Here is a 23,663-nt window from a genome sequence, read left to right on the forward strand (position 1 = left end):
CCTGGCACACAGACACCAACTGAAGCCCCCACTCACCCCTTCTGCTGCTGCCTTTCGCAGCAACCACAGACCAGGAGCACCACACCGATAGGAGCCACCCATGACCTCCCATGTCGAGCAGGTGATAGCCGCACGGATAGCGGCAGCGAAGGCCAAGGCGGCAGCGGACAAGCTGCGCCGCGAGGAGCTCGCCGAGAACCGCCGGCACGGCCTGAAAGCCCGCTACAGGGCCAAGGGTCGGCGCACGGGGAAGCGGCTCGGGTTCTGCGCCTCATGCGCCCGCCCCCTCACCCGCGGCACCTACCTCCTGTGCTCCAAGGGGTGCGGCGCCCGCCTCTGCCGCGGACACCCCCGCTGCGCCCAGCAGCACAACCCCCAGTGCGCGAACGCTCCAAGGGCGTTCACCGACAGCCCCCAGGAGGCATCGTGAGCCACGAACCCAGCAGCTACGACCTGCTGAACATCGCCGACGCCATCAAGCGCGTAGACGCCGACGCGCTCATCGAGGACGCGTTCGCCGACCCCGACCCGTGCGACGAGCAGATCGCCGTACAGATGCACCTGGCGTCCACCAGCGGCGACCCGGTCAAGGCCCGTACCGCGCAGATGCTGTTCAACAGCTACCGGCTGCACCTGAAGGCGGGTGACTGACCGTGGCTGTTCGTACCGTGTCCGTCCTGCTGACGGCGGACATCGCCGCGTTCCGGGCGCGGATGGCTCAGGCGTCGCAGAGCGCCAACCGCACGTCGAACGACATCCGCACCAGCATGCGCAACGCGGGGCGCTCCATGGAGGAGATGGGCCGGAACCAGCAGCGGTCGTTGAAGGCTGTGCAGATGGGCAGCCTGGGCCTGGTCGCCGCGTTCGGCCTGGCCGTGGCAGCCGCGGCCCGGTTCGAGAAGGCCATGAGCAACGTCAAGGCTGTCAGCCAGGCGTCGGCCAGCGAGATGGCGCGGCTGCGGACTGCGGCTTTGGAGGCCGGGCGCACGACCAAGTTCAGTGCCGTCGAAGCCGCGGAGGCTCAGCACGAGCTGGCCAAGGCAGGCGTGTCAGTGTCCGATATCGCGGGCGGCGCGTTGACGGGCGCCCTGAACCTGGCGGCTGCTGCTGAGATCAACGTGGCTGAGGGCGCGGAGATCGCCGCGAACGCGATGACCGTGTTCGGTCTCAAGGGCAAGGACGTCGGGCACATTGCCGACCTGCTGGCGGCTGCTGCCAACAAGAGCACGACTGACGTGCACCAGATGGGCCTGTCGCTGCGCATGGCCGGTCAGGTGGCCTCACAGACCGGGTTGAGTCTGGAAGACACGGTCGGCGCGCTGACCTTGTTCGCGGCTGAGGGTCTGAAGGGCTCCGACGCCGGTACCTCGTTCAAGGTCATGCTGCAGCGCCTCACGCCGAACTCCAAGGAGGCCCAGGCGACCCTGGACGGGCTGGGGCTGAGCGCCTATGACGCTCAGGGCAACTTCATCGGCCTTCAGGCGTTCGCCGGCAAGATGCAGCAGGCATTCTCGAAGTTGACCCCTGAAGCTCGTAACGCGGCCATGGGCGTGATCTTCGGCTCCGACGCCGTGCGCGCGGCGAACATCATCTACAAGCACGGCGAGGCCGGTGTCCGCACTTACACGAACGCGGTCAACGACCATGGCTACGCGGCAGCCGTGGCTGCTGTCCGTATGGACAACCTGGCTGGCGACGCCCAGAAGCTGAAGGGCGCACTGGAAACAGCCCTCATCCAGACGGGCACAGCCGCCAATGCGGCCCTCCGCGACATGGTCCAGTGGGTCACCCGGGCGATCAACGCGTACAACGGGCTCCCCCCCGGTCTCCAGCAGGCCGCGGGCATGCTGACAGGCATCATCGGCGTCATCGGCCTGGCAGGCGCCTCCATGCTGCTCTTCCTGCCGCGCATCATTCTGGTGCGGAACGAACTCCGCGCGATGGGCATCACGGCCGCCACCGTGCGGGCCCAGATGCTGACCCTCGGCAAGCTCGGCCTGGTCCTCGGCGCCCTGGCCGCCGTCGCCTACGGGGTACGGGAGGTCACCTCCCGATTCGACGAGGCGCCGGCCAACGTGTCCAAGCTGAAGGACGCCCTCGTCGACTTCGCCCAGAAGGGCAAGGTCAGCGGCGAAGTGGCCCGGGTCTTCGGCAAGGACCTGGAGGGCTTCGGCGAGGCGGTCAACCGCATAGCCCACCCCGGCGTCCTCGACCGGGTAGAGGACTTCTTCTCGACGTTCGACCCGTGGGCAGAAGGCGGCGCGAAGCTGGAGAAGGCCCGCGACGACCTGAAGGCCGTCGACCAGGCCCTCGCCGCGCTCGTCCAGTCCGGCGCCAGCAAGGAAGCATCCGAGAACTTCGCCGCCCTCGCGGCCAAGGCGGAAGCGTCGGGTACGTCCACGGAGAAGCTCCGCACGCTGCTGCCGAACTACACGAACGCGGTGGTGGAGGCCGGGACGCAGTCCAAGCTCACCGCGGGGTCTCAGGGCGAACTCGGCGACGAATCCCTGATCACGGCCGACGCCATGGCCGACCAGCGCAGCGAAGCCGAGAAGCTCTCAGACGCGCTAAAGGCGTTGAACGGCGTGGCGATCGACGCGGCTCAGAAGGAGATCGCGTTCCGCGACTCGCTGTCCAGCCTGTCCGAGGCCGTGAAGGAGAACGGCAAGTCGCTCGACGTCACCACGGAGAAGGGGCGGGCCGTGAAGGGCGCGTTCCTGGACGCAGCCGATGCCGCGATGGCGCACGCCCAGTCAGTAGCCGAGCAGCAGGGCTCGGTGGAGGCGGGTAACGCCGTTCTCGCCGCGAACGTCGCAGCTCTTCGGTCGGCGATGGGCGCAGCCGGCTTCACCGAGAAGCAGATAAATGCCCTGACAGGGGCCTACGCGCAGCTCCCGGCCACGGCCGTGACGAACGTGACGGCACCCGGCGCCGTGGCGGCAACGCGCGAGATCAACGCCCTATACATGCAGATCGCCGGCCTTCAGCCGGGGAAGACCGTCACCATCAAGGCCCCGACCGCGGCTGCCATCAAGGAGCTGCGGGCGGCGGGCTACGCGGTGACGGCGATCCCCAACAGCAAGAACGTCAAGGTCACGGCGCCAACCGGCTCCGCCGTGTCGAACGCCCAGGCCTTGAAGCGGGCCATCGACAACCTGCAGAGCAAGACCGTCAACGTGACCACGGTCTACACGACGTACAAGTCGGGGGCTGTTCCGCGCGCACTACGCCCGGAGCTGACCCGCGCCAGCGGCGGACCGGTGGACGGTCCTGGCAGCAGCACCTCCGACAGCATCCCAGCGATGCTGTCGAACGGTGAGTACGTCATCAGGGCGGCCGCGGTCAGCAAGTACGGGTCGCACCTGTTCGACTCGCTCAATGCGATGCGGCTGGCCTCCGGTGGGCCGGTCGGCTACGCCAAGGGTGGCAAGGTCAAGACGCCTCAGTCGGTTATCAACGCGCGCCGCGAGCTCCCCGCGGACTTCGGCTCGTTCTCCCGGGCACTGTTCAAGTCGGCATCCGACATCAGGTCGGCGTCGAACACCCTGATCGCTGACCTGAAAAAGCTGGGTAACGCCGGCTGGCGGCTCGCCGGGCAGGTCGACCGCACCAGCCGGCGGCTCCAGGACATGGCCACGCGCCGTGACCAGATCCGGGCGCAGATCGCTGAGGCCAAGCAGTTCGCCAACTCTCAGCGCGACTCGATCAAGGAGTTCATGGCTCTCAGTCAAGGGCGCGACGTCGAGACGGTAATCCACGACCTGAAGGCCCGGCAGCAGACGGCGGCCGAGTTCCAGCGTGACATTCGCATCCTGGAGCGGCGGGGCCTGCACAAGGACCTGCTTCGGCAGGTCGTCGAGGAGGGACCCGGCAGCGCCCTGGCGCGCAAGCTGGTCGGTGCGACCAGTACCGAGCTGCAGACCCTCAATCGCCTGGCGAAGCAGGGCGCCAAGCTCGCGACGACCATCGGCTCGACCACGGCTGACGCTCTCTTCGACGCCGGGAAGAACGCCTCCAAGGGCTTCCTCGCGGGCCTTCAGTCTCAGGAGCAGGCTCTGCAGAAGGAGATGAACAAGCTAGGGGCCTCCATGGTGGCTGCCATCAAGAAGGCCCTGAAGATCAAGAGCCCGTCTCAGGTGATGAGGGACCAGGTCGGCAAGCAGCTCGGCGCTGGCCTTGTTCAGGGCATGGACCGAAGCCTCGTCGATGTCGAGGCCGCCGCCGGCCGGATGTCGGCCGCCACGATCGCCGGCTGGAGCCCGCCCGTCATGTCCATCGTGGAGCCCGGCGGGGTCGACGTACACGTCCACTTCGACGACCCGGCCCTGAGGAACCTCATCAACGTCACCTTCGAGCCTCGCCTCCGCGAGGAGATGAACCGGCAGGCGTTCCGCGCCCGCGTCGGCCGCCGCTAACCGTAGGAGAACGCCATGTCCGACGAGCCCAAGCCCGAGACCACCGGCCAGCAGATGAGCCGCCTCATCCGCGCCACCCCGCCCAAGCGCAACCGGCAACTGATGCGCGACGCCATCGCCCGCTCCACCGCCCGCAAGAACGGAGAGAACAAGTGAGCCAGGCCCTCCCCTTCACCGCCCTGTTCGACGGCTACGACGCCGGGTACTACAGCCTGCCGGCCGAGGTCATCAAGGCCCGCGACACCCACGCCGCCATCGTCGCCCAGCCCTACCCCGAACCGCCCGAGTCCGTCGTCGCCGTTATCGAGCGCCTCGCCGTCGAGACCGTCGACGCGGTACACGCGGGCACCGAGCTCCCCGACGTCGCGCAGATCGGCGCCGCACGGGCCGCAGAGCTTCAGCACCAGGACGTCAGCGTCATGCTGGGCTACTGCAAGGACATCGCCGTCAAGCGCGTCCAGTCCGCCGTCCACGCGCACGGGCTGGCCGCCATCACCGACCACCTCAAGCCCGCCCACGACGAGACCTGGCAGAGCTTCCGGCGGGCCTGGCAGACACTGCTGGAGCACGGGCAGACCGAACCCCGCCACCTGCTCGCCGCCCCGGCCAAGGTCCGCAAGGCATCCGACACCTGTGACCAACTCGCCGAACGGTACGTCGCCATCCACACCGCCCGCGGAGCCCTGGCCCGCGCCGGGTTCACCTGCCCCGACGACCCGAACGGGAAGTACGTGGCCATCCGCAACTACCACCAGCTCTCGCCCAGCCGGATGGCCATGGCCCGCCCGCCGTGGTTCGGCCTCAACACCCGCCAGTTCCTCGGCTGGCACGCAACCAACGGCGGACAGCTCTGGCTCCCGGCCCCCGACGAGCAGAAGCAAGCCGTCTGGGACGAAGTGGCAGACAACCCGGTCAAGCGGGCCGCGGGCTTCTAAGACTGGCGTCAAGGTCACCCGCAGCAGGTCTGTAGGCCTACCTGTGAGCGGGAGCCATGGCCGGTGAGCGAGCACTCTTTCTCTCGCAGAGACCCGGCCAGCGCCACAGCCGGCCCGCACGGCTCCACCAGGGACCGTCGCGGGCCGGCTTGCCACCACCCAGAGTCACGACCCCCACCCGAGGGCCTCCCTTCTGGATCTTCTGCCGGACCGCCGGGGAGGAGCGCCAGGCCACGAGCATTGCCCCTTTGATCGTTTTTGGGAACCAAGATCGCCACGTGTGGCGGAGAGTGAGGAGCCATGGAGGCAGTCGAGGAGCCGTTCGGGCTCGGCGAGGCGGGCGCCGACTTGTGGCGCCGGGTGGTCGACGAGTACGAGCTGGCCGCTGATGAGCTGGCGCTGCTGGCCCAGGCGTGCCGGACGGTCGACGAGCTCGAGGCCATGCATGAGGCGATCGCGGCCGGGCCGGTGACGGTGAAGGGCAGCACCGGGCAGCCGCGGGTGTCGGGCCTGTTCGCGGAGGCTCGCGCTCACCGCCTGGCGCTGGGCAAGCTGCTGGATCAACTGGCGCTGCCTGCCGAGGGTGAGGACGTGGGCCGCAGCCCGGCTCAGGAGCGGGCGTCGAAGGCCGCGAACGTCCGCTGGGATCTGGAGAGGAGGCGCCGTGGCACGGCGTAGACGGCCGGAACCGGAGCCGGTGGCCATGGAGCCCCCCGAGTGGCTGTGGGGCGAGCCTATGGGCCGTACAGCGCGCCGGGTTCAGAAGGGGGACGGGGTCTGGATCGACGAGGTGATTCGGGCTCGTCGCCAGTGGCGTGAGGCTCGGGACTGCTGGCTGAAGGAACGCGGTCTCGTCATGTTGGGCATGCGCGGCCTCAGCTCCCAGGAGTTCAAGCGAATCGAGCGCGAGGAGCCGCACCGGGTACTGCGCCGCCCAGAGCCGTCTCTTCGTCCTGGCAGGGCCGTTGAGACCGAGAAGGAAGGATCAGGGAATGGCTGAACCGAAGCGCGTCGTCCTGCAGAGCGGGAAGGTGCGCTATCGCACGGTGGTCGACGCCGGTACGGACGAGAACGGCAAGCGGATTCAGCTCACGATCACCCGTGACACGAAGACGGAGGCCAAGGCGGAGCGGGACCGCATCCTGCACCAGCGTTCAGCAGGCACCTTCATCGCCCCCAGCAAGATCACGCTGGGGGAGTGGCTCGACAAGTGGCTCGAGTACAAGCGGCGCGACGTCGAGGAGACGACGATCCGCACGTACCGGCTGGCGCTCGTGCACGTCATCGACCGCCTGGGGCACGTCCGCCTGCAAGAGCTGACCGAGGAGCAACTGCAGGACTTCGTCGATGAGGTGGTGGCGACCGGCCGGCGACGCGGCGGAGAGCCCGGGACGCGCCTGGCCGTGTCCACCGTCGAGGGCATCCTGACGCGCATCAAGGAAGCCCTTGGGCGGGCCGTGGTCCGCAAGCTGATCGCGGTGAACCCCGCCCAGTACGTGCGCGTCTCGCTCGTCGACAAGAAGACCGACAAGCGGGAGCGCACCAGGGCCGAACCGTGGACAGTGGCGGAGGTACAGACGTTCGTGCGCGGCATCGCCGAAGACCGCCTGTTCGCGCCGCTGCTGCTGTCCCTGATGGGGCTGCGGCCGGCGGAGGTCTGCGGCCAGCGATGGACGGACATCGACCTCGAGAACGGTCTGCTGTCCATCACGGTCACCCGGACCATGGTCGGCAATCACCTGGTGCTCGAGAAGGACACCAAGACGGCATCCGGCGAACGGTCACTGCCCCTGCCGCGGGCGCCGTGGGAGGCCCTCCGCCGGTTCCGCGCCCAGCAGGCCGCGGAGAAGTTGGCTGCGGGCGAGGGGTACACCGACTCTGGCTACGTCCTCGTCGACGAGCTGGGCATGCCGATGAACACCCGACAGCTACGGGAGCACGCCTACGAGCTGATGGAGTCGCTGGCGCTGCGACGGGTGCGGCTGTACGACGCCCGCCACGCGGTGCTCAAGGCTCTGGCTCTGGCCGGCGTGCCCGACGTGATCCTCGCGGCGTGGGCGGGCCACACGAACGCGGCTTTCACCAAGCGGAAGTACGTGTCCATCGAGGCGGAGGACATGAGGGCGGCGGCGGAGGCGCTCGACGCGTTCCACGGAGGGGGCCAAAAGGCCCTCATGTGAGAGATTGTGAGAAATGATCTCTCACAATCCTGCTGAGACCTGGTCTGACCAGCCAAGATGGGTTTGCCCGTAGAACAGTGACCAGATTCTACTGGCGGTTTCTGCAGGTCGGCGCCGCGGTCCGGATTGTGGGTTGCTACGAGCGCGGCCCGGCGGCCGGGGCGTCGTCGCCGAGGAGGTACGGCAGCAGCTCCGGCCGCTTGGCCGGCCGCCCGTCGCCGGAGGACCGGCCGGTCAGCCGCCGCCCGATCCACGGCCCCAGGTGCTGCCGGGCGAAGCGTACGTCGCCGATCCGCCGCGCCAGCCACGCGGGCGGCACCGTGGGCGGCAGCGGCGCCCGCCAGTCCTCCTCCGGCGCCAGGCCGAGCGCCTGCCACACGGCCTCGGCCACCCGCCGGTGCCCCTCCGTGGTCAGGTGCAGCCGGTCCAGGTCCCACAGCCGCGGGTCGCCCAGCACCTCGGCGCCGTACAGGTCGACCACCAGGGCACCGTGCCGGGCGGCCAGTTCGTCGACGTACCCGAACAGCTCCTCCATGCGCGGCCGGAACCGCTCCATGACGGGGCCTCTGCGGCCGGGGCTGCGCATCAGCACCAACTGCCCGCACGACGGGGCCAGCCGCTCCACCGCCTCCTCCAGCAGCCCGCGCACCCGGCCCATGTCGCACTTCGGGCGCAAGGTGTCGTTGAGCCCGCCGACCAGGGTGACGACGTCCGCCTTCATGGCCGCCGCGAGGTCCACCTGTTCGCCGACGATCTGGCCGATCAGCTTGCCGCGCACCGCGAGGTTCGCGTACCGGAACCCCGGGGTGCGGGCGGCGAGGCGGGCCGCCAGCAGATCGGCCCAGCCCCGGTAGGAGCCGTCGGGCAGCAGGTCCGACATGCCCTCTGTGAAGCTGTCGCCCACCGCGACGAAACTGTTGTAGGTGGCATTCATCTCCATGGCGGAGTGATCGTACCGCCCGGTACGAGATCAGCACGAGACCGGTACGAGCCCCGGTACCGGTCCCGGTGCTAGACCGCCGGGCGGCCCACCAGCTTCCGCAGGACGTCCTCCATCGTGACCATGCCGGCCAGTTTGCCGTCGTCGTCCAGCACGGCCGCCAGGTGCGTACGGCTACGGCGCATCGCCGTCAGGACGTCGTCCAGCGGCGTGGCCGCCCGCACCCGGGCGATCGGCCGCATCGCCGACACCGGGAACGGCAGGTCGCGCGGCGTCACGTCCAGGGCGTCCTTCACATGCAGGTAGCCGAGGATGCGGCGGGACGGGTCGACCACCGGGAAGCGGGAGAACCCGGACTCGGCGGCCAGCGCCTCCAGCTCCTCCGGCGTGGTGCCCACCCGGGCGTACACCACCCGCTCCACCGGCATCACCACGTCACGCACCGGACGGCGCCCCAGCTCCAGGGCGTCGTGCAGCCGCTCGGCCGCCCGGTCGTCCAGGAGGCCCGCGTCACCGGCGTCCTTCACCATCCGCGCCAGCTCGTCGTCCGAGAACGTCGCCGCCACCTCGTCCCGCGTCTGGACCCGCAGCAGTTTCAGCAGGGCGTTGGCGAACGCGTTGATCGTGAAGATCACCGGCTTCAGCGCCCGCGCCAGCGCCACCAGCGGCGGGCCCAGCAGCAGCGCGGTGCGGGTCGGCTCGGCCAGGGCGATGTTCTTCGGCACCATCTCGCCGAGCAGCATGTGCAGGTACGTGGCCAGCGACAGCGCGATCACGAACGAGATCGGGTGCACCAGCCCGTGCGGCACGCCGAGGGCGTCGAACACCGGCTCCAGCAGGTGGGCGATGGCCGGCTCGGCGACGACACCGAGCACCAGGGTGGACAGCGTGATACCGAGCTGCGCCGCCGCGAGCAGCGCCGAGACGTGCTCCAGGCCCCAGATGACGCTGCGCGCCCGCCGGTTCCCGGCCTCCGCCTCCGGCTCGATCTGACTGCGGCGCACGGAGATCATGGCGAACTCGGCGCCGACGAAGAAGGCGTTCACCACCAGCGTCAGGAAACCGATCAGCAGTTGGATCGCGGTCATCGGCCCGCCTCCCCGCCCTCATGGGCCCCCGGCTCCCCGGACCCGCCGTCCGGCCCGCCCACCGGGGCGTGCAGCAGGACGCGCGCGGCGCGGCGCCCGGAGGCGTCCACCACGTCGAGCAGCCAACCGCCCAGGGTGACGCTGTCGCCGACGGCCGGGATGCGGCCCAGCTCGGTGGCGACCAGCCCGGCGAGGGTCTCGTACGGGCCGTCCGGCACGCGCAGGCCGATCGTCTCCAGTTGGTCGGTGCGGGCGGCGCCGTCGGCGGACCACAGGGGCCGCCCGTCGGCGTCCTCGCCCGCCGGTGCCAGGTCCGGCGTCTCGTGCGGGTCGTGCTCGTCGCGCACCTCGCCGACGACCTCCTCGACGATGTCCTCCAGCGTCACGACTCCGGCCGTGCCGCCGTACTCGTCTATGACGACGGCCATCGTGGTCTTCCCGGACAGCCGGTCCAGCAGCCGGTCCACGGTCAGCGACTCCGGGACGAGCAGCGGCTCGCGGAGGATCTCCGTCACCGGCTTGCGGTGCCGCTGCCCGGCCGGAACGGTCAGGACGTCCTTGATGTGCGCGATGCCGATGACCGAGTCCAGGCCGCCCCGGTAGACGGGGAAGCGGGACAGGCCGGTCGCGCGGGTCGCGTTGGCGACGTCCTCGGCGGTGGCCGCCGCCTCCAGGGCGGTGACCTGGACGCGCGGGGTCATGACGTTCTCGGCGGTCAGCCCGGCCAGGTTCAGGGTGCGGACGAACAGCTCGGCGGTGTCCGCCTCCAGGGCGCCCTCACGTGCGGAGTGGCGGGCCAGGGCGACCAGCTCCTGCGGGCTGCGCGCGGAGGCCAGCTCCTCGGCCGGCTCCATGCCGAGCCGGCGCACGATGTGGTTGGCCGTGTTGTTGAGGTGGCTGATCAGGGGACCGAACGCGGCGGTGAAGACCCGCTGCGGGGTGGCGACCACCTTGGCGACGCCCAGCGGGGACGAGATGGCCCAGTTCTTCGGGACGAGCTCGCCGACGACCATCAGGACGACCGTCGACAGGGCCGTACCGATGACCAGCGCCACCGAGGACGCCACGGACGCCGACAGGCCGGTGTCCTGGATCGGGCCACGGATGAGCTTGGCGATGGACGGCTCGGCCAGCATGCCCACGACCAGGTTGGTGACGGTGATGCCGAGCTGGGCGCCGGAGAGCTGGAAGGTGAGGGAACGTACGGCCTTCAGGGCGCTGGGAGCCCCGCGCTCGCCCCGCTCGACGGCCCGTTCGAGGTCCCCGCGCTCGACGGTCGTCAGGGAGAACTCGGCCGCGACGAACGCGCCGCAGGCCAGCGAGAGCAGCAGCGCCACGAGGAGCAGCAGCACTTCGGTCATCGGTTCACCTCCGTCCCATGGTCGGCCACGGAGGGGAGGGATGCGCGATGTCGGTGACGGGTGCTACTGGGAGGCTCGCCCATGGGCGGACGCTCACACCTTTCGATCGATGGTGACTGGTCCACCCATGGTAAAGGATCAGCAAAACGATCAGCTTTCGAGGGGCTTGACCCACCGGCTCCACTCGGGCTGCGGCGCGTAGCCCGCCGCCCGCCAGGTGTGGTGCGCCAGGTCGTTGCGGTCCAGGACCATGGCGTCGGCGCGCCGCCCGCCGAGCCGTACGAAGCGTTCCTCGGCGGCCGTGAGCAGCGCCGCGCCCACGCCCCGGCGCCGGTGGTCCGGGTGGACCGCGAGCCGGTAGAGGTGACAGCGCCACCCGTCGAACCCGGCGATCACCGTCCCGGCCAGCTCACCGCCCCTCTCCGCCAGGATCAGCGCCTCCGGGTCGCGGGCGACCAGCCGCTCGACGCCGTCCCGGTCGTCGCTGATGCTCGTGCCCTCGGCGGCGACCTTCCAGAAGGCGAGGACGGCGTCGAGGTCGGCCGGCGCGGCGGTGCGTATACGAAGATCGTTCATGGCCCCATCATCCGTGAGCCGGTCCCTCATCCGCCCCGGAATTCCGGGCCCGGCCCACTCTTGTCGATGCTAGCGGTTTCGCGCTAGCTTGATGGTGTGGCGAAGACCCAGTTGAACGTACGCGTCGACGAGACCACCGCCGAGGCCGCCCGCCGCAGGGCGCAGCAGCGGGGCGTCAGTGTGAACCGGTACATCGAGGAGCTCGTCCAGCGGGACGCGGGCGAGGCGGGCCGCACCTTCGTGGAGGCCGCGGCCGACTTCATGAAGCAGTACGAGTCGGTCTTCGCGCAGGAGTTCGGCGCCCCCGAGCGCCGTACGCCCGACGGGCGGGCATGAACCTCTCGGTCGACCTCGCCTGGCTGCTCATGGTCGCCGAGCAGAACACGCCGGGCGACCCCCAGGTCACCGACTGGGGCGCACTCGTCGCCGCCGTCAGCCGGCACGACGCCGAGATCTTCGGCGTACCCGTCTACGACGACCCGCACACCCGGGCGGCCGCGCTGCTGCAACTCCTGCTGCACGTCCCCGCGCTGGAGCACTCCAACGCCCTGTACGGCTGCGCCGTCGCCTACGGCTACCTGGTCGCCTCCGGGCTGGACGTGGCGCCCTCGCCCGAAAAGGTCAGGGACCTGGCCCGGCTGGTGAAGGCGGGCGGGGCGGACGTCCGCGCCATCGCCGCCGAACTGCGCCGGTGGAGCCCCTGACTCCCGTTGACGGACCGCCACCGCCCTCGCCGCTACTCCCCGCCGGCCGCCGCGTCCGTCCCCTTGATGTGGCGGGCCGGATTGTGGCCCTCGTCCAGCAGCCGCACGGCCCACATCAGGGACTGCGTGCCCTCGTGCTTGACCATGCCCGGCGATACGCCCAGCCGGAAACCGCCCGGGAGCGGTGCGCCCTCGGGGGTGCGCGGCAGGAAGTCCAGCGGGCTCGGGCCGTCGGAGAGGTAGACCGCGCAGTCCGACAGGACGGCGATGGGGAACAGCCCCGCACCCTCGGCGAGACGGCGCATCTTGCGGTGCATGTTGACCCGGGCCGTGGAGATGACGGCCGCGCGGATGTCCGGCCGCCAGGTGGGGCGTTCCAGCGCCGGCCACCGCTCCCCGGGACGGTACCCGGCACCCTGCGGACGCTCCCGGAGCTTGCCGATACCGCCCTTGACGGTCGACTTGACGGCCGACAGGACGGCGGCCCGCCCCGGGTCGTCCGCCTTCAGCCGGTCGACCGCCTCCATGGCGGCGAGGTACTCGTCCTCCGGCATCCCGGCACGCACGCCCAGCTCCTGCATGGTCGTCAGGTAGGCGTCGCGCAGCCGCTGGTACCAGGCGTCCAGGTACGGGCCGCTGTCCGGGCGCAGGTACGCCTCGGCCGGCCGCACCTCGTGGCCCAGCTCCATCGCGTACGCCACGGTCGGCGTCGCGTACCAGGCCGGTCCCTCGGGCCGGGCGCCGTGCGGCGTGAACGGGTTCGGCAGCCGCGGGTCGACCTCGACGGCGGAGAGGTCCACCAGCCAGGAGCCCGGCGTCTTCTTGTCGAAGACCGGGGACGTCACGTGGACCGGCGCGCCCAGTCCGACCGTCAGCCGGTTCGCGGCCGCCGCGAACGCCATGTTGACGTCGATGCCGACCGCGTACGGCCGCGCGCATTCGGCGTCGGTGAGCAGCTCCGGGTCGCGGATCCAGTCGTACGCCTCCTCGTCGAGGACCTCGTCGGGCGTACGCCGGTGCCCGCGCGGGTAGAGCTGCGCGACCACCGGGTGCTCGTCCGGGGCCTCGGGCGGCGCCGGGTCCACGGGCTCGGTGAGCGACCCGGGGCTGGGCGCGGACACCCACGCCCCAGCGGCCTCGTCGTACACGGCCCGGGTCGGCGGGCGCAGCGCGCTCATCAGCTCCAGCCCGCACACGGCGGTGGTGCCGCGCGGGGTGATCACCCGGGAGGCGTACGTGGCGAGCACGTCGGCCAGCTCGGCCGGGGGCAGTCCGGCGGCGTCGCCCCACGCACGGCTGTCCAGCGCGCCCCACGGCAGGACGGCGAACTGCACACAGACGCGCCGGCTGCCCTGCGCCGGCCGGTACACCCAGGCCCACGGCCCGAAACCCCGGCGCGTCATCTTCCACTTGGCCTTCGTGATCTGGCGCACGACCTTGTGGTCCTCGGGCAGCCGCAGCCCGCGCCGGTCGGCCAGCTCGGGCGGCAGCCCCAGCCGTACGGCCGCCGACTCGGTGAGGACGACGAGGGGGTCGGCGTCCTTGCCGTTGCGGTGCAGCCGGGGCGCGCCCAACTGGGCCTCGCCGAGCGCCCAGTCGACGAGCGCGGGGATGTCCCGGGCGGGGCAGTCGAGGACGAGGCCCCCGGCGCAGTACGCGTTCCCGTCCCCGTCCAGCACGGCGACGGGCCCGTTCGTGAACCGCCCGTCGACCGCGCCGCGCTGTGCCGGGGCGGCCTGCGCCCGGCGGGGCGGCGGCGCTGAGACGGACGCCGCCGGGCGCGGCGCGGTGGCCGTGCCGGCGACCGGCACCTGGGGTGCGGTACGGAGGGCACCGCCCGCCGGCCCGGCGCCCGGCTGTTCGGCGCCCTTCGGCACGGTGGCCTGGTCCTCCGGAACGGCGACGGGCACGGGCGCCTCCTGGGCGGGAGCTTCCGGCACGGGAGCCTCTGACGTGGGGCCGTTCTTCGCGGGTTCGGCCGGCTGTGGCGCGGGCGACGGCTCCGGTACCGGCGCCGGGGGAGCCGGGTGGCGTTCGGCGAGGCCCGACAGGAGCCTCGCGTAGGCCGCCCGCTTCGGCGCCCGGGGCTCGGTGCGGCCCGTTTCCCAGCCGGTGACCGTCTCACGCCGTACCGACAGCGCCTTGGCGATCTGGTCCTGGCTCAGCCCGGCGGCCTCGCGCAGCCGCTTGCGTTCGTCGGGCTCGGGCAGCGGGTCCTGCGCGGCCTGCTCCAGCAGCGCGTCGACCGCCGCGAACAACTGCTCCTGCTCATCGGGCACGGGGCGTCACCTCCAGGGACGATCACCCTAGCCGAAACGCACACCGCACCGAACGCGGGACGCACACGGTCAGTGGACGGACAGCCCGCCGTCGACGAAGAGGGAGTGCCCGGTGACGTACGCCGACGCGGCGCTCGCCAGGAACACCGCCGCGCCCGCGAAGTCGTCCGCCAGGCCGTTGCGCCCCACCATCGTGCGCGCGGCCAGCGCCGCGACCGTCTCCGGGTCGGACTGCAGGCGTGCGTTGAGCGGCGTCAGCACGAAGCCCGGCACCAGCGTGTTGCACGTGACCCCGTGCGCCGACCACGCCTCGGCCTGCGAACGGGCCAGCGACTCCAGGCCGCCCTTCGACACCCCGTACGCGCCGCTCCGCACGAACGCCCGGTGCGCCTGCTGCGAGGTGACGTGGATGATCCGCCCGTAACCCCGCTCGGCCATGCCCGGGCCGAAACGCTCACCCAGCAGGAAGGGCGCCTCGAGGTTGACCGCCATCGTGGCGTCCCAGACGTCCTCGCCCACCTCGCCCATCGGCGGCCGCAGGTTGATCCCGGCGCTGTTGACGAGGATGTCGGGCTCGCCGTACACCCCCGCCGACTTCTCCGCCGCAGCCCGCACGCCCTCGCGCGTGGACAGGTCGCCGCTCACCCACGCGGCCCGGCAGCCGTCGGCCAGCAGCTCGTCGACCGTGGCCGCCAGCTCCGCCTCCCGGCGCGCGACGATCACGACGCTCGCCCCCGCCCGCGCGAGGGCACCCGCGATCGCCCGGCCGATGCCGGAACTGCCGCCCGTCACCAGGGCGACCCGGCCGTCCAGCGAGAACAACTGCGAGAGGTACGCGTGCGACGTCATGCCCGCACACTAGTGCGCACGGCCCTCCTGGCCGTCCCCCGGGCGACCGTCCCCCGGGTCGGGCCGCCGGGCCACGCCCAGCACACAGGGCGAGGACGGCAACTGCGGCCCCTGCTCCGGAATCCGGAACCGGCGGTACGTGACGACCTCGAACCCCGCCGCCTCGATCGCGGCCAGCGGGTCCCGGGCCGTGTGACAGCCCCCCGACACCAGCGGCCACACCGTGCGGTCCAGCGCCCGCTGGACCGTCGCCATCGCCCGCCCCTGGGCCACCCCGTGCTCGAAGAACCGCAGTTCACCGCCCGGCCGCAGCACCCGCCGCAGTTCCCCGAGCGCCCGCGGCAGGTCCCGTACCGTGCACAGCACCAGGGAGGCGACCGCCGCGTCGAACGCCTCGCTCTTCACCGGCAGCGCCTCCGCCACGCCCGGCACCACGTCCACCGGCACCTCGGCGCGCAGCCCCGCGCTCGCGGCCAACTGCCGCAGCCGCCGCTCCGGCTCGATCGCGACGACCTCCGACACGGTGCCCGGGTAGTGCGCGAAGTTCAGCCCGTTGCCCGCGCCGACCTCGATGACCCGGCCGGAGAGCCCGGCCAGCAGCTCGTCCCGGTACGCGGCGACGCCGCCCTTCGTCTCCATGGCGACGCTCACGCGCGCGTAGAAGCGGGCGAACAGCGGGTGGTGGACGGTGTCCCGCATCGCGGACCTCCCGGCGAAAGGGGGCTTACACGGTCAGTGTCCCCCCGTCAGCCCGACACGAAGCAGAACTCGTTGCCCTCGGGGTCCCGCAGCACCTGGAAGTCGCCGTGGTCGTCGGTCACGATGCGGCCGACCCGCACCGCCCCCAGCCCCACCGCCCAGGTCGCGGCGGCGTCCACGTCCCCCGCTTCCAGGTCCAGGTGGAGCCGGTTCTTCACGGACTTGCCCTCCGGCACGCGCTGGAAGGCGACCCGAACGAAGTCCGGAGGGTCGACGTACGACCAGTCGGGGCTCCGGTCCACCGGCTCGCCGCCCAGCAGCGCGGCCCAGAAGCGGACCAGCGCGGCCGGGTCGGCGCAGTCGAGCACGATCTCGCTGACGACAGCACGCATGATCAGGAGCCTACGGCCGCGGCGAACGCCCCCGCATCCCAGGTGCCGCCCAGCGACGGGGCGAGCCACCCGGCCGCCCGCGCCCGGAAGACCTCCGCCGGCAGCGCCCCCGCGCCCGAGGGCACCGCGCCCAGCAGCGGCGCGCCCGCCACCTTGGGCAGGTCCGTGACGTTGCAGCGCTCGGCGAGCCCCGGCTCGTCCGGCCAGCTCCCGACGACCACACCCGCCTGCGTCAGCCCGCGCGCCCGCAGCGCTTCGGCGGTCAGCGTCACCATGTTCAGCGTGCCAAGACCGGGCGGCGCCACCACCAGCACCGGCGCGCCCAGCAGCCGGGCCGCGTCGGCGAGCGTGCCGCCCTCCTCGTCGTAGCGCACGAGCAGCCCGCCCGCGCCCTCGACCAGCACCAGGTCATACTCGTCCGCCAGCTTTCGCGCGGCGTCGGCCACCTCGGCCGGACCGACCGGTGCCATCCCGGCCCGCCGCGCGGCCGTGTCCGGCGCCAACGGCTCGGGGAACCGCGCCAGTTCGACCGGCGTGACCCCCTCACCGGCGAGCCGGACGACCTCGTCGGCGTCCCCCCGCTCGCCGGGGCCGACCCCGGTCTGTGCGGGCTTCAGCACGGCCACCGACCGTCCCGCCGCCCGCGCCACCGACGCCAGAGCGCCCGTGACGACGGTCTTACCGATCTCCGTGCCCGTGCCGCTGACCACCAGTACCGACATCTCAACCCTCCCGTGCCGCCGCGAGGACCCCGCGGCAGATCCGAGCCACATCGTCGTCGCCGGTGACGAACGGGGGCATCACGTACACCAGGTCCCGGAACGGCCGCAGCCACACGCCCTCGCGCACGGCCGCCGCCGTCGCGGCCGCCATGTCCACCGGGTGATCGAGCTGGACGACGCCGATGGCGCCGAGCACGCGCACATCGCGCACCCCCGGCAGCTCGGCCGCCGCCGCCAGCCCGTCGCGCAGGCCCGCCTCGATCCGCTTGACCTCCCGCTCCCAGTCCTGGCCCAGCAGCAGGTCGATCGAGGCGCACGCCACGGCGGTGGCCAGCGGGTTGCCCATGAACGTCGGCCCGTGCGCCAGCACCGGCACCTCGCCCCGCGAGATCCCGTCCGCCACGCGCGCGGTGCACAGTGTCGCCGCGAGCGACAGGTAGCCGCCGGTCAGCGCCTTGCCCAGGCACATCACATCCGGCGCCACGCGCGCGTGCTCCGCCGCGAACAGCGTGCCCGTCCGCCCGAAACCGGTCGCGATCTCGTCGAACACCAGCAGCACGTCGTGCGCGTCGCACGCCTCCCGCAGCACGCGCAGGTACGCCGGGTCGTGGAACCGCATCCCGCCCGCGCCCTGTACCACCGGCTCGACGATCACGGCGGCCAGCTCGCCCGCGTGCCGCCCGATCTCCTCCCGGAGCTGTTCCGCGTACGTCTCCTCGTACCCGGCCGGCGGCGGGCCCGCGAAGACCTGCCGGGGCAGTGCGCCGGACCACAGTTCGTGCATCCCGCCCTCGGGGTCGCACACCGACATTGGCTGCCAGGTGTCGCCGTGGTAGCCACCGCGCCAGGTCAGCAGCCGCCGCTTGGCCGGGCGGCCCACCGAGCGCCAGTACTGGAGGCACATCTTGATCGCGACCTCGACGGACACCGAGCCCGAGTCGGAGAGGAAGACGTGCCGCAGCGGCTCCGGCGTGATCTCGACCAGCCGGGTCGCCAGCCGCACGGCCGGCTCGTGGGTGAGCCCGCCGAACATCACATGGCTCATCCGGTCCAACTGGTCGCGCGCCGCCTCGTTGAGCACCGGGTGGTTGTAGCCGTGGATCGCGGACCACCAGGACGACATGCCGTCGACCAGCTCGTGCTGCCCGTGCGCCGGTTCGGCGAGCCGCAGCCGCACCCCGGAGGCGGACTCCACGACGAGCGGGTCCGTACGGCCCGGCATGGGGCCGTACGGGTGCCAGACGTGGGCCCGGTCGAGGGCGATCAGCTCGGCGGTGCCCAGGTCACGCATTGGGCGCGAGGTCCGTGCCGGCGCCCCGGCGGCGCACGGCCACCAGGTCGGTACGGGGAGCGGCCGCGGTCTCCGCCGGCTCCTCGTCCGACGAGCACACCGAGCCGGAACCGCAGCCGCCGCCGGTCCCGCAGGACGACGCGTCCGCCCGGTGCTCGGGCAGCGTCGTCGTGTCCGTGCCCTCCACCTCGAACCCGGCGTCGGCGATCATCTCCAGGTCGGCCTTGCCGGCCTGGCCCTCACTGGTGAGGTAGTCGCCCAGGAAGATCGAGTTGGCGAGGTGCAGGGCCAGCGGCTGGAGGGTGCGCAGGTGGACCTCGCGCCCGCCCGCGAGGCGGACCTCCACGTCGGGGCAGACGAACCGGACCATCGCCAGGATGCGCAGCGCCCGCTGCGGGGTCAGGTTCCACTCCTTGGCGAGCGGCGTGCCCTCGAAGGGGATCAGGAAGTTCACCGGCACCGAGTCCGGGTCCAGCTCGCGCAGCGCGAAGACCACGTCGACCAGGTCCTCGTCGCTCTCGCCCATGCCCGCGATCAGCCCCGAGCAGGCCGACAGGCCCGCCGCGTGCGCCTTTTGCACCGTATCGACGCGGTCCGCGTAGGTGTGCGTGGTCGTGATGTCCCCGTACGTCCCTTCGGACGTGTTGAGGTTGTGGTTGTACGCGTCCGCCCCCGCCGAGCGGAGCCGCTCCGCCTGACCGTCCGACAGCAGCCCGAGGCACGCGCACACCTCGACGCCCTCGTTCTCCTCCTTGATGGCCTCGATGGTCTTGGAGACCCGGTCGACGTCCCGGTCCGTCGGACCACGGCCACTGGCGACCAGGCAGACCCGCTTGGCGCCGCCCGCGACCCCCGCGGCGGCGGCCTTGGACGCCTCCTCCGGCTTCAGCCAGGTGTACTTGAGGATCTCCGCCTTGGAGCCGAGCCGCTGCGAGCAGTACGAGCAGTCCTCGGGGCACAGGCCGGACTTGAGGTTCACCAGATAGTTGAGTTTCACCCGCCGCCCGAACCACTGACGGCGTACCTTCCCGGCCGCGGCCACCACATCCAGCAGCTCGTCGTCGGAGGTCGCCAGCACGGCGAGCGCTTCTTCGCGGGTCGGCAGCTCGCGCCGAAGCCCCTTGTCCACCAGCGTGTTCAGCAGGTCCATGGAAGCTGATCCTGGCCTACGGCATGGCCCGGGGCCAAGGAGGAACTCCACAACAGACGCGGATTGGGGTGTGTGTATGACCACACTCTGACCACGGCCGACCCCGGTTAGGGTCTGTGCGCTGCCTACAAAAAGGGACCGACCCATGCCGCAGGACCCATTCGACTGGACCGACGACGAGGCACGGCGCCGCGCGGACGCCGGTCTGGTCCGTACGCTCCGCCCGCGACCGGCCGTACCGGACCTGCTGGACCTCGCGAGCAACGACTACCTCGGCCTCACCCACCACCCGGACATCACCGCCGCGGCCGCCGGGGCCGCCCGCCGCTGGGGCGCCGGCGCCACCGGCTCGCGCCTGGTGACCGGCACCACCGAGCTCCACGGTGAGCTGGAACGGGAGCTGGCCGACTTCTGCGGGTTCGAGGCGGCGCTGGTGTTCTCCTCCGGGTACGCCGCCAACCTCGCCGCCCTCACGGCGCTGAGCGCGCGCGGCTCGCTGATCGTCTCCGACGCGGGCAACCACGCCTCGATCGTGGACGGCTGCCGGCTCTCGCGCGCCGAGACGGCGGTCGTCACGCACGCCGACCCCGACGCGGTCGCCAAGGCCCTGGACGCCCACCCGGGCCGCCGGGCGCTCGTGGTGACGGACTCGGTCTTCTCCGTGGACGGCGACGCGGCGCCACTGGCCGGGCTCGCTGCGGCGTGCCGGGCGCACGGCGCCGCGCTGGTCGTCGACGACGCGCACGGCCTGGGCGTGCTGGGCGAGGGCGGGCGCGGCGCACTGTACGCGGCGGGGCTCGCGGGCAGCCCGGACGTCGTCGCCACGCTCACCCTCTCCAAGTCCCTGGGCAGCCAGGGTGGAGCGGTCCTCGGTCCGGCCCGGGTGATCGAGCACCTGGTCAACGCCGCCCGGACCTTCATCTTCGACACCGGGCTGGCCCCGGCCGCCGCCGGTGCCGCGCTGGCGAGCCTGCGGCTGCTGCGCGCCGAACCGGGCCTGGCGGGCCGGGCTCGTACGGTGGCGGCCACCCTGCACGCACGGCTGACCGCAGCGGGCCTGACCGCCGTACGGCCGGACGCCGCGGTCGTCTCCGTACGCGCCCCGTCGCCGGAGCAGGCGGTGAAGTGGGCGGCCGACTGCCGGTCGGAGGGGCTCGCGGTGGGCTGCTTCCGGCCGCCCTCGGTGCCGGACGGCATCTCGCGCCTCCGGCTCACCGCCCGCGCCGACTTGACGGAACGTCAGGTCGACGGGGCGGTCGCCACGATCCTCCGTACGGCGCCGGCCCCGGTCAGCCGACCCGCTTCAGGGAGCCGATGAAGGAGGTCCAGGCCGTCGCGGAGAACCGCAGCGGCGGCCTGGCGGTGTCCTTCGAGTCGCGCACGGCCAGCCGCGCGGCGTCGAGGCGGGCGGCCTCGACGCAGTTGTTCATGCCGACGCTGCGGCTGCTGCGCCACCAGCGGAGGCCGTCCCGGTGTGCGAGGTCCTGATATGTGGGGTTCTGGTGTGCGAGGTCCTGCTGTGCGAGGTAAGCAGACATGTGGGGTGCCTCTCCCTACGCGCCGTCACCGATCCCGGCGATGAGTTCCGACGACTCCTCGGGCGACAGGGCGTGCGCCTGCATGGTGCGGAAGGCGGCGCAGTACGCCTCGAGGTCTTCCGTGCGTTCGAGGTAGAGGCTACTCGTCAAGTGGTCAAGAGCAACCACGTCCAGATCAGAAATGTTCGGAAAGGAGAAGATAACGAAAGGTCCCGAGAGTCCCACGTACTCACCCGTCGCGAACGGCAGGATCTGGAGCCGCACATGAGGCAGCCGCGCCCACTCCAGTAACCGCCGCAACTGCTCCCGCATCACGCCCGGCCCGCCCACCTGCCGCCGCAGCACCGCCTCGTCCAGCACCGCCTCCAGCCTCAGCGGGGGATCGGCGCGCAGCACCTCCTGCCGCGCCATCCGCACCCGCACCAACGAGTCGACCGTCGCCGCCGGAATCCCCTCCAGCGCCGCCCGGGTCACCGCACGCGCGTACTCCGCCGTCTGCAACAGGCCCGGCACCACCGACGTCTCCAGCGTCCGTGCCGTGCACGCCTGCGCCTCCAGGCTGATGAAGTCCTGGTACGGGGGCGGCAGCACGCCCCGGTACGCGTGCCACCACCCCGTCCCGCCGCCGTCCGCCGCCGCCCCCGCCAACGCCGCCAACAGGGCGCGCAGCCGCGGCTCGTGGACGCCGTAGGCATCGAGCAGCTTCGCCACGTCCGCACCCGTGACCCCGCTCGTCCCCGTCTCGATCCGGCTCACCTTCGACTGGTGCCAGCCCACCAGCCGCGCCGCCTCACGGCTGGTCAGGCCCGCGGCCAGGCGCAGCCCGCGCAACTCCTCGCCGAGCTTGCGCCGGCGCACCGCCGGGCCGTGCCGACCGCCTCGCATGACCGCCTCCTCCCGCCGTCGGGACCTTTCCGCCACCGGGCCGCCCGCGGTGGGGCCAACCCGTCAGTTTGCCGCCCAAATCCGGTCTCGCGTCGCAGAGTTCACCGCTTCGAGCGACAGATATATGCATATCTTGGTGGATCGCCCCCATCAGGGGCGACATAAGTGGCAGTCTGGCGCGAAGCACAGTCCGAGGCCGTCCCCACAAAACATCCGGTACGTGTCGGAGCCCGGCCCCGGTGGGAAAGGGACAAGGTCGCCATGGCAGACCATCAGGAAGCATCCGTCACTCTGCCGAGCGATCCGGCCTCGGTCTCCGCCGCCCGGAGATACGTGGCGGACGTCCTCGCGGAATGGGGCCTCCCCGGTGAGGCGGAAACGGCCGACACGGTGCGGCTGATCGTCTCCGAACTCGCCACCAACGCCGTTCAGCACACCTTCGGTCAGTCGCCGACGTTCACGGTCGACGTCCGGCTGGAGCGTGACGAACAACTGCGCATCGGCGTCACCGACAGCCACCCCCGCTGGCCGCAGCGGCTGCCCGCGGCCGTACAGCAGGACAACGGCCGGGGGATGGTGATCATCCGCTGGCTCACCGCCGAATGCGGCGGCCGTCTCTCGGTCACCCCGACCCCCGAGGGCGGCAAGACCGTCTGGATCGCCCTCCCCTGGACGGTCCCGGTCCAGACCTGACCCGCTCCCCGCCCTGTGCAGGCGGTCCCTCCCTACGCCCCCCGCCCGAAACCCCCACGCAGCAACGCCCGCAGCGACTGGGCCGCAGGCCCCGACTCGTCGCCCCGGTGCGCCACCGAGATCGTCCGGCGGAACGCGGCCGGTTCCAAGAGGCGCACACCCAGCGGCGCCGGATCCATCGCGGCGACCATCTCCGGTACCACCGCCACCCCCAGGCCCGCGCTGACCAGCGCGCACACCAGCGCGTAGCCCGGCGACTCGCACACCACCGCCGGTCTCGCCCCCGCCTCGCGCAGGGCCCCCTCCACACCCCGCCGCGCCGGATGCGCCGGGGCACTGCTGATCAGCGGCTGGTCCGCCAGCTCGGCCACCGCCAGCCGTCCCGAGCCCTCGGCCAGGACATGACCCGGCGCGGTCACCAGCACCAGCTCCTCGACCAGCAGCGGCTCCAGGAACACGCCCGTCGGCGGCGGCTCGGCGCCGGCCGGCTCGTACGCGTGCGTCAGCGCCAGATCGACCTGCCCGGCCGCCACCGCGGCCACCCCACGCGGCGGCTCGTACTCGGTGACCGCCAGTTCCACGTCCGGGTGGGCGCGCCGGAACGCGCTGAGCACCGGCGGCAGCAGGTGGATGCCCACGGTGGTGAACGTGCCCACCCGCAGCCGGCCGCCCGTCAGACCGTTCAGCAGCGCCAGCTCGTGCCGCGCCCGTTCCATCTCGTCCAGCACCCGGCGCGCCCGCGCCACCAGCACCTCGCCCGCCGCCGTCAGCCTGGCGCCCCGGTGATGGCGCACGAGCAGCGGCGCGCCCGCCTCCCGCTCCAGCTTGGCGAGCTGCTGGGAGAGCGCGGGCGCCGTGTAGCCGAGCCGCCCCGCGGCCCGGGTGATCGAACCGGCTTCCGCGACCGCGACGAGCGCGGCCAGCCGCACGGGGTCGTACATTAAGCGTTCCTTTAGGCAGGCCCTC

25 protein-coding genes are annotated in these 23,663 nt (G+C 72.0%); 11 read left to right on the forward strand and 14 right to left on the reverse strand.

Annotation, left to right across the window (positions count from 1 at the left end; translation table 11 throughout):
- The first annotated feature begins 100 nt into the window (after nucleotides 1-100).
- The 7 genes from AB0J57_RS05045 (at nucleotide 101) to AB0J57_RS05075 (ending at nucleotide 7,530) form a co-directional block, all read left to right on the forward strand.
- Complete coding sequence (locus AB0J57_RS05045) at nucleotides 101-430, forward strand: hypothetical protein (protein ID WP_366126575.1); 330 nt, start codon at nucleotides 101-103, stop codon at nucleotides 428-430.
- Nucleotides 427-651, forward strand: coding sequence for a hypothetical protein (locus tag AB0J57_RS05050; protein ID WP_366126576.1), 225 nt, complete (start codon nucleotides 427-429; stop codon nucleotides 649-651). Before AB0J57_RS05045 ends, AB0J57_RS05050 begins: the two co-directional genes overlap by 4 nt.
- Before the next feature lie 2 nt (nucleotides 652-653).
- Nucleotides 654-4,415, forward strand: a complete 3,762-nt coding sequence (locus AB0J57_RS05055; RefSeq protein ID WP_366126577.1) for a phage tail tape measure protein — start codon at nucleotides 654-656, stop codon at nucleotides 4,413-4,415.
- A 15-nt stretch (nucleotides 4,416-4,430) separates the two neighbouring features.
- On the forward strand, nucleotides 4,431-4,571 hold the full coding sequence (locus AB0J57_RS05060; RefSeq protein ID WP_366126578.1) for a hypothetical protein: 141 nt from the start codon (nucleotides 4,431-4,433) through the stop codon (nucleotides 4,569-4,571).
- Nucleotides 4,568-5,350, forward strand: coding sequence for a hypothetical protein (locus tag AB0J57_RS05065; RefSeq protein WP_366126579.1), 783 nt, complete (start codon nucleotides 4,568-4,570; stop codon nucleotides 5,348-5,350). Before AB0J57_RS05060 ends, AB0J57_RS05065 begins: the two co-directional genes overlap by 4 nt.
- A gap of 300 nt (nucleotides 5,351-5,650) precedes the next feature.
- On the forward strand, nucleotides 5,651-6,028 hold the full coding sequence (locus AB0J57_RS05070) for a hypothetical protein (protein WP_366126580.1): 378 nt from the start codon (nucleotides 5,651-5,653) through the stop codon (nucleotides 6,026-6,028).
- Between the two features lie 314 nt (nucleotides 6,029-6,342).
- A complete protein-coding gene (locus tag AB0J57_RS05075; RefSeq protein ID WP_366126581.1) occupies nucleotides 6,343-7,530 on the forward strand; it encodes a site-specific integrase in 1,188 nt (395 codons plus the stop codon).
- 136 nt (nucleotides 7,531-7,666) lie between these two features.
- Here AB0J57_RS05075 and AB0J57_RS05080 read toward each other — a convergent pair whose 3' ends face one another.
- The 4 genes from AB0J57_RS05080 to AB0J57_RS05095 all read right to left on the reverse strand — a co-directional run bounded on the left by AB0J57_RS05080 (nucleotide 7,667) and on the right by AB0J57_RS05095 (nucleotide 11,525).
- The gene (locus AB0J57_RS05080) at nucleotides 7,667-8,470 is read right to left on the reverse strand and encodes an SGNH/GDSL hydrolase family protein (protein WP_366126582.1); all 804 of its coding nucleotides are present in this window, start codon (nucleotides 8,468-8,470) and stop codon (nucleotides 7,667-7,669) included.
- A gap of 71 nt (nucleotides 8,471-8,541) precedes the next feature.
- Complete coding sequence (locus AB0J57_RS05085) at nucleotides 8,542-9,558, reverse strand: hemolysin family protein (RefSeq protein ID WP_366126583.1); 1,017 nt, start codon at nucleotides 9,556-9,558, stop codon at nucleotides 8,542-8,544.
- A complete protein-coding gene (locus AB0J57_RS05090; RefSeq protein ID WP_366126584.1) occupies nucleotides 9,555-10,919 on the reverse strand; it encodes a hemolysin family protein in 1,365 nt (454 codons plus the stop codon). Before AB0J57_RS05090 ends, AB0J57_RS05085 begins: the two co-directional genes overlap by 4 nt.
- A 150-nt stretch (nucleotides 10,920-11,069) precedes the next feature.
- Nucleotides 11,070-11,525, reverse strand: a complete 456-nt coding sequence (locus AB0J57_RS05095; protein ID WP_366126585.1) for a GNAT family N-acetyltransferase — start codon at nucleotides 11,523-11,525, stop codon at nucleotides 11,070-11,072.
- Between the two features lie 66 nt (nucleotides 11,526-11,591).
- Here AB0J57_RS05095 and AB0J57_RS05100 point away from each other — a divergent pair, with 66 nt between their 5' ends.
- Nucleotides 11,592-11,831, forward strand: a complete 240-nt coding sequence (locus AB0J57_RS05100) for a toxin-antitoxin system HicB family antitoxin (RefSeq protein WP_366126586.1) — start codon at nucleotides 11,592-11,594, stop codon at nucleotides 11,829-11,831.
- Nucleotides 11,828-12,199, forward strand: coding sequence for a fic family toxin-antitoxin system, toxin component (locus AB0J57_RS05105; RefSeq protein WP_366126587.1), 372 nt, complete (start codon nucleotides 11,828-11,830; stop codon nucleotides 12,197-12,199). Before AB0J57_RS05100 ends, AB0J57_RS05105 begins: the two co-directional genes overlap by 4 nt.
- A gap of 32 nt (nucleotides 12,200-12,231) precedes the next feature.
- Here AB0J57_RS05105 and AB0J57_RS05110 read toward each other — a convergent pair whose 3' ends face one another.
- From AB0J57_RS05110 to bioB, 7 genes are all read right to left on the reverse strand, one after another.
- Entirely contained in the window at nucleotides 12,232-14,478 is a 2,247-nt protein-coding gene (locus AB0J57_RS05110; protein ID WP_366126588.1) for a helix-turn-helix domain-containing protein, read from the reverse strand.
- Between the two features lie 69 nt (nucleotides 14,479-14,547).
- Nucleotides 14,548-15,327 carry an SDR family oxidoreductase gene (locus tag AB0J57_RS05115; RefSeq protein WP_366126589.1) on the reverse strand — a complete coding sequence of 260 codons (780 nt, stop codon included), beginning with the start codon at nucleotides 15,325-15,327 and terminating at the stop codon, nucleotides 14,548-14,550.
- Nucleotides 15,328-15,336: 9 nt separating this feature from the next.
- Entirely contained in the window at nucleotides 15,337-16,026 is a 690-nt protein-coding gene (locus AB0J57_RS05120) for a methyltransferase domain-containing protein (RefSeq protein WP_366126590.1), read from the reverse strand.
- Between the two features lie 47 nt (nucleotides 16,027-16,073).
- Nucleotides 16,074-16,418 carry a VOC family protein gene (locus AB0J57_RS05125; RefSeq protein ID WP_366126591.1) on the reverse strand — a complete coding sequence of 115 codons (345 nt, stop codon included), beginning with the start codon at nucleotides 16,416-16,418 and terminating at the stop codon, nucleotides 16,074-16,076.
- A 2-nt stretch (nucleotides 16,419-16,420) separates the two neighbouring features.
- Nucleotides 16,421-17,140, reverse strand: coding sequence for a dethiobiotin synthase (bioD, locus tag AB0J57_RS05130; protein WP_366126592.1), 720 nt, complete (start codon nucleotides 17,138-17,140; stop codon nucleotides 16,421-16,423).
- Nucleotide 17,141: 1 nt separating this feature from the next.
- Entirely contained in the window at nucleotides 17,142-18,431 is a 1,290-nt protein-coding gene (locus AB0J57_RS05135; protein ID WP_366126593.1) for an adenosylmethionine--8-amino-7-oxononanoate transaminase, read from the reverse strand.
- Nucleotides 18,424-19,581 (reverse strand): biotin synthase BioB, encoded by a 1,158-nt coding sequence (gene bioB, locus AB0J57_RS05140; RefSeq protein WP_366126595.1) that lies wholly within the window; start codon nucleotides 19,579-19,581, stop codon nucleotides 18,424-18,426. The genes AB0J57_RS05135 and bioB overlap by 8 nt, the downstream gene beginning before the upstream one ends.
- Nucleotides 19,582-19,726: 145 nt before the next feature.
- On the opposite strand from bioB, the gene AB0J57_RS05145 reads away from it, so the two are divergent.
- The gene (locus AB0J57_RS05145; RefSeq protein ID WP_366126597.1) at nucleotides 19,727-20,899 is read left to right on the forward strand and encodes an 8-amino-7-oxononanoate synthase; all 1,173 of its coding nucleotides are present in this window, start codon (nucleotides 19,727-19,729) and stop codon (nucleotides 20,897-20,899) included.
- On the opposite strand, the gene AB0J57_RS05150 is transcribed toward AB0J57_RS05145, so the two are convergent.
- Together AB0J57_RS05150 and AB0J57_RS05155 are read right to left on the reverse strand one after the other, a co-directional pair.
- Nucleotides 20,871-21,119 carry a DUF397 domain-containing protein gene (locus AB0J57_RS05150; protein WP_366126598.1) on the reverse strand — a complete coding sequence of 83 codons (249 nt, stop codon included), beginning with the start codon at nucleotides 21,117-21,119 and terminating at the stop codon, nucleotides 20,871-20,873. The two genes, AB0J57_RS05145 and AB0J57_RS05150, sit on opposite strands and share 29 nt — an antisense overlap.
- A 15-nt stretch (nucleotides 21,120-21,134) precedes the next feature.
- A complete protein-coding gene (locus AB0J57_RS05155; protein ID WP_366126599.1) occupies nucleotides 21,135-22,004 on the reverse strand; it encodes a helix-turn-helix transcriptional regulator in 870 nt (289 codons plus the stop codon).
- A gap of 261 nt (nucleotides 22,005-22,265) precedes the next feature.
- Here AB0J57_RS05155 and AB0J57_RS05160 point away from each other — a divergent pair, with 261 nt between their 5' ends.
- A complete protein-coding gene (locus AB0J57_RS05160; protein ID WP_366126600.1) occupies nucleotides 22,266-22,697 on the forward strand; it encodes an ATP-binding protein in 432 nt (143 codons plus the stop codon).
- Between the two features lie 32 nt (nucleotides 22,698-22,729).
- Here the strand turns inward: AB0J57_RS05160 and AB0J57_RS05165 are convergent, their stop codons facing one another.
- Nucleotides 22,730-23,638, reverse strand: coding sequence for a LysR family transcriptional regulator (locus tag AB0J57_RS05165; RefSeq protein ID WP_366126601.1), 909 nt, complete (start codon nucleotides 23,636-23,638; stop codon nucleotides 22,730-22,732).
- Between the last annotated feature and the right edge of the window lie 25 nt (nucleotides 23,639-23,663).

The organism is Streptomyces sp. NPDC049837 (genome assembly GCF_040674455.1).
In the GTDB taxonomy this organism is placed as follows: Bacteria; Actinomycetota; Actinomycetes; order Streptomycetales; family Streptomycetaceae; genus Streptomyces.

What these genes read in the sequence shown, in the direction of transcription:
- AB0J57_RS05075 (WP_366126581.1), top strand. Translation starts at nt 6,343, where the DNA reads ATGGCTGAACCGAAGCGCGTCGTCCTGCAGAGCGGGAAGGTGCGCTAT.
- AB0J57_RS05165 (WP_366126601.1), bottom strand. Translation starts at nt 23,638, where the DNA reads ATGTACGACCCCGTGCGGCTGGCCGCGCTCGTCGCGGTCGCGGAAGCC.
- bioD (WP_366126592.1), bottom strand. Translation starts at nt 17,140, where the DNA reads ATGTCGGTACTGGTGGTCAGCGGCACGGGCACGGAGATCGGTAAGACC.
- AB0J57_RS05155 (WP_366126599.1), bottom strand. Translation starts at nt 22,004, where the DNA reads ATGCGAGGCGGTCGGCACGGCCCGGCGGTGCGCCGGCGCAAGCTCGGC.
- AB0J57_RS05135 (WP_366126593.1), bottom strand. Translation starts at nt 18,431, where the DNA reads ATGCGTGACCTGGGCACCGCCGAGCTGATCGCCCTCGACCGGGCCCAC.
- AB0J57_RS05150 (WP_366126598.1), bottom strand. Translation starts at nt 21,119, where the DNA reads ATGTCTGCTTACCTCGCACAGCAGGACCTCGCACACCAGAACCCCACA.
- AB0J57_RS05105 (WP_366126587.1), top strand. Translation starts at nt 11,828, where the DNA reads ATGAACCTCTCGGTCGACCTCGCCTGGCTGCTCATGGTCGCCGAGCAG.
- AB0J57_RS05160 (WP_366126600.1), top strand. Translation starts at nt 22,266, where the DNA reads ATGGCAGACCATCAGGAAGCATCCGTCACTCTGCCGAGCGATCCGGCC.
- AB0J57_RS05070 (WP_366126580.1), top strand. Translation starts at nt 5,651, where the DNA reads ATGGAGGCAGTCGAGGAGCCGTTCGGGCTCGGCGAGGCGGGCGCCGAC.
- AB0J57_RS05080 (WP_366126582.1), bottom strand. Translation starts at nt 8,470, where the DNA reads ATGGAGATGAATGCCACCTACAACAGTTTCGTCGCGGTGGGCGACAGC.
- AB0J57_RS05095 (WP_366126585.1), bottom strand. Translation starts at nt 11,525, where the DNA reads ATGAGGGACCGGCTCACGGATGATGGGGCCATGAACGATCTTCGTATA.
- AB0J57_RS05120 (WP_366126590.1), bottom strand. Translation starts at nt 16,026, where the DNA reads ATGCGGGACACCGTCCACCACCCGCTGTTCGCCCGCTTCTACGCGCGC.
- AB0J57_RS05145 (WP_366126597.1), top strand. Translation starts at nt 19,727, where the DNA reads ATGCCGCAGGACCCATTCGACTGGACCGACGACGAGGCACGGCGCCGC.
- AB0J57_RS05045 (WP_366126575.1), top strand. Translation starts at nt 101, where the DNA reads ATGACCTCCCATGTCGAGCAGGTGATAGCCGCACGGATAGCGGCAGCG.
- AB0J57_RS05125 (WP_366126591.1), bottom strand. Translation starts at nt 16,418, where the DNA reads ATGCGTGCTGTCGTCAGCGAGATCGTGCTCGACTGCGCCGACCCGGCC.
- AB0J57_RS05085 (WP_366126583.1), bottom strand. Translation starts at nt 9,558, where the DNA reads ATGACCGCGATCCAACTGCTGATCGGTTTCCTGACGCTGGTGGTGAAC.
- AB0J57_RS05090 (WP_366126584.1), bottom strand. Translation starts at nt 10,919, where the DNA reads ATGACCGAAGTGCTGCTGCTCCTCGTGGCGCTGCTGCTCTCGCTGGCC.
- bioB (WP_366126595.1), bottom strand. Translation starts at nt 19,581, where the DNA reads ATGGACCTGCTGAACACGCTGGTGGACAAGGGGCTTCGGCGCGAGCTG.
- AB0J57_RS05115 (WP_366126589.1), bottom strand. Translation starts at nt 15,327, where the DNA reads ATGACGTCGCACGCGTACCTCTCGCAGTTGTTCTCGCTGGACGGCCGG.
- AB0J57_RS05060 (WP_366126578.1), top strand. Translation starts at nt 4,431, where the DNA reads ATGTCCGACGAGCCCAAGCCCGAGACCACCGGCCAGCAGATGAGCCGC.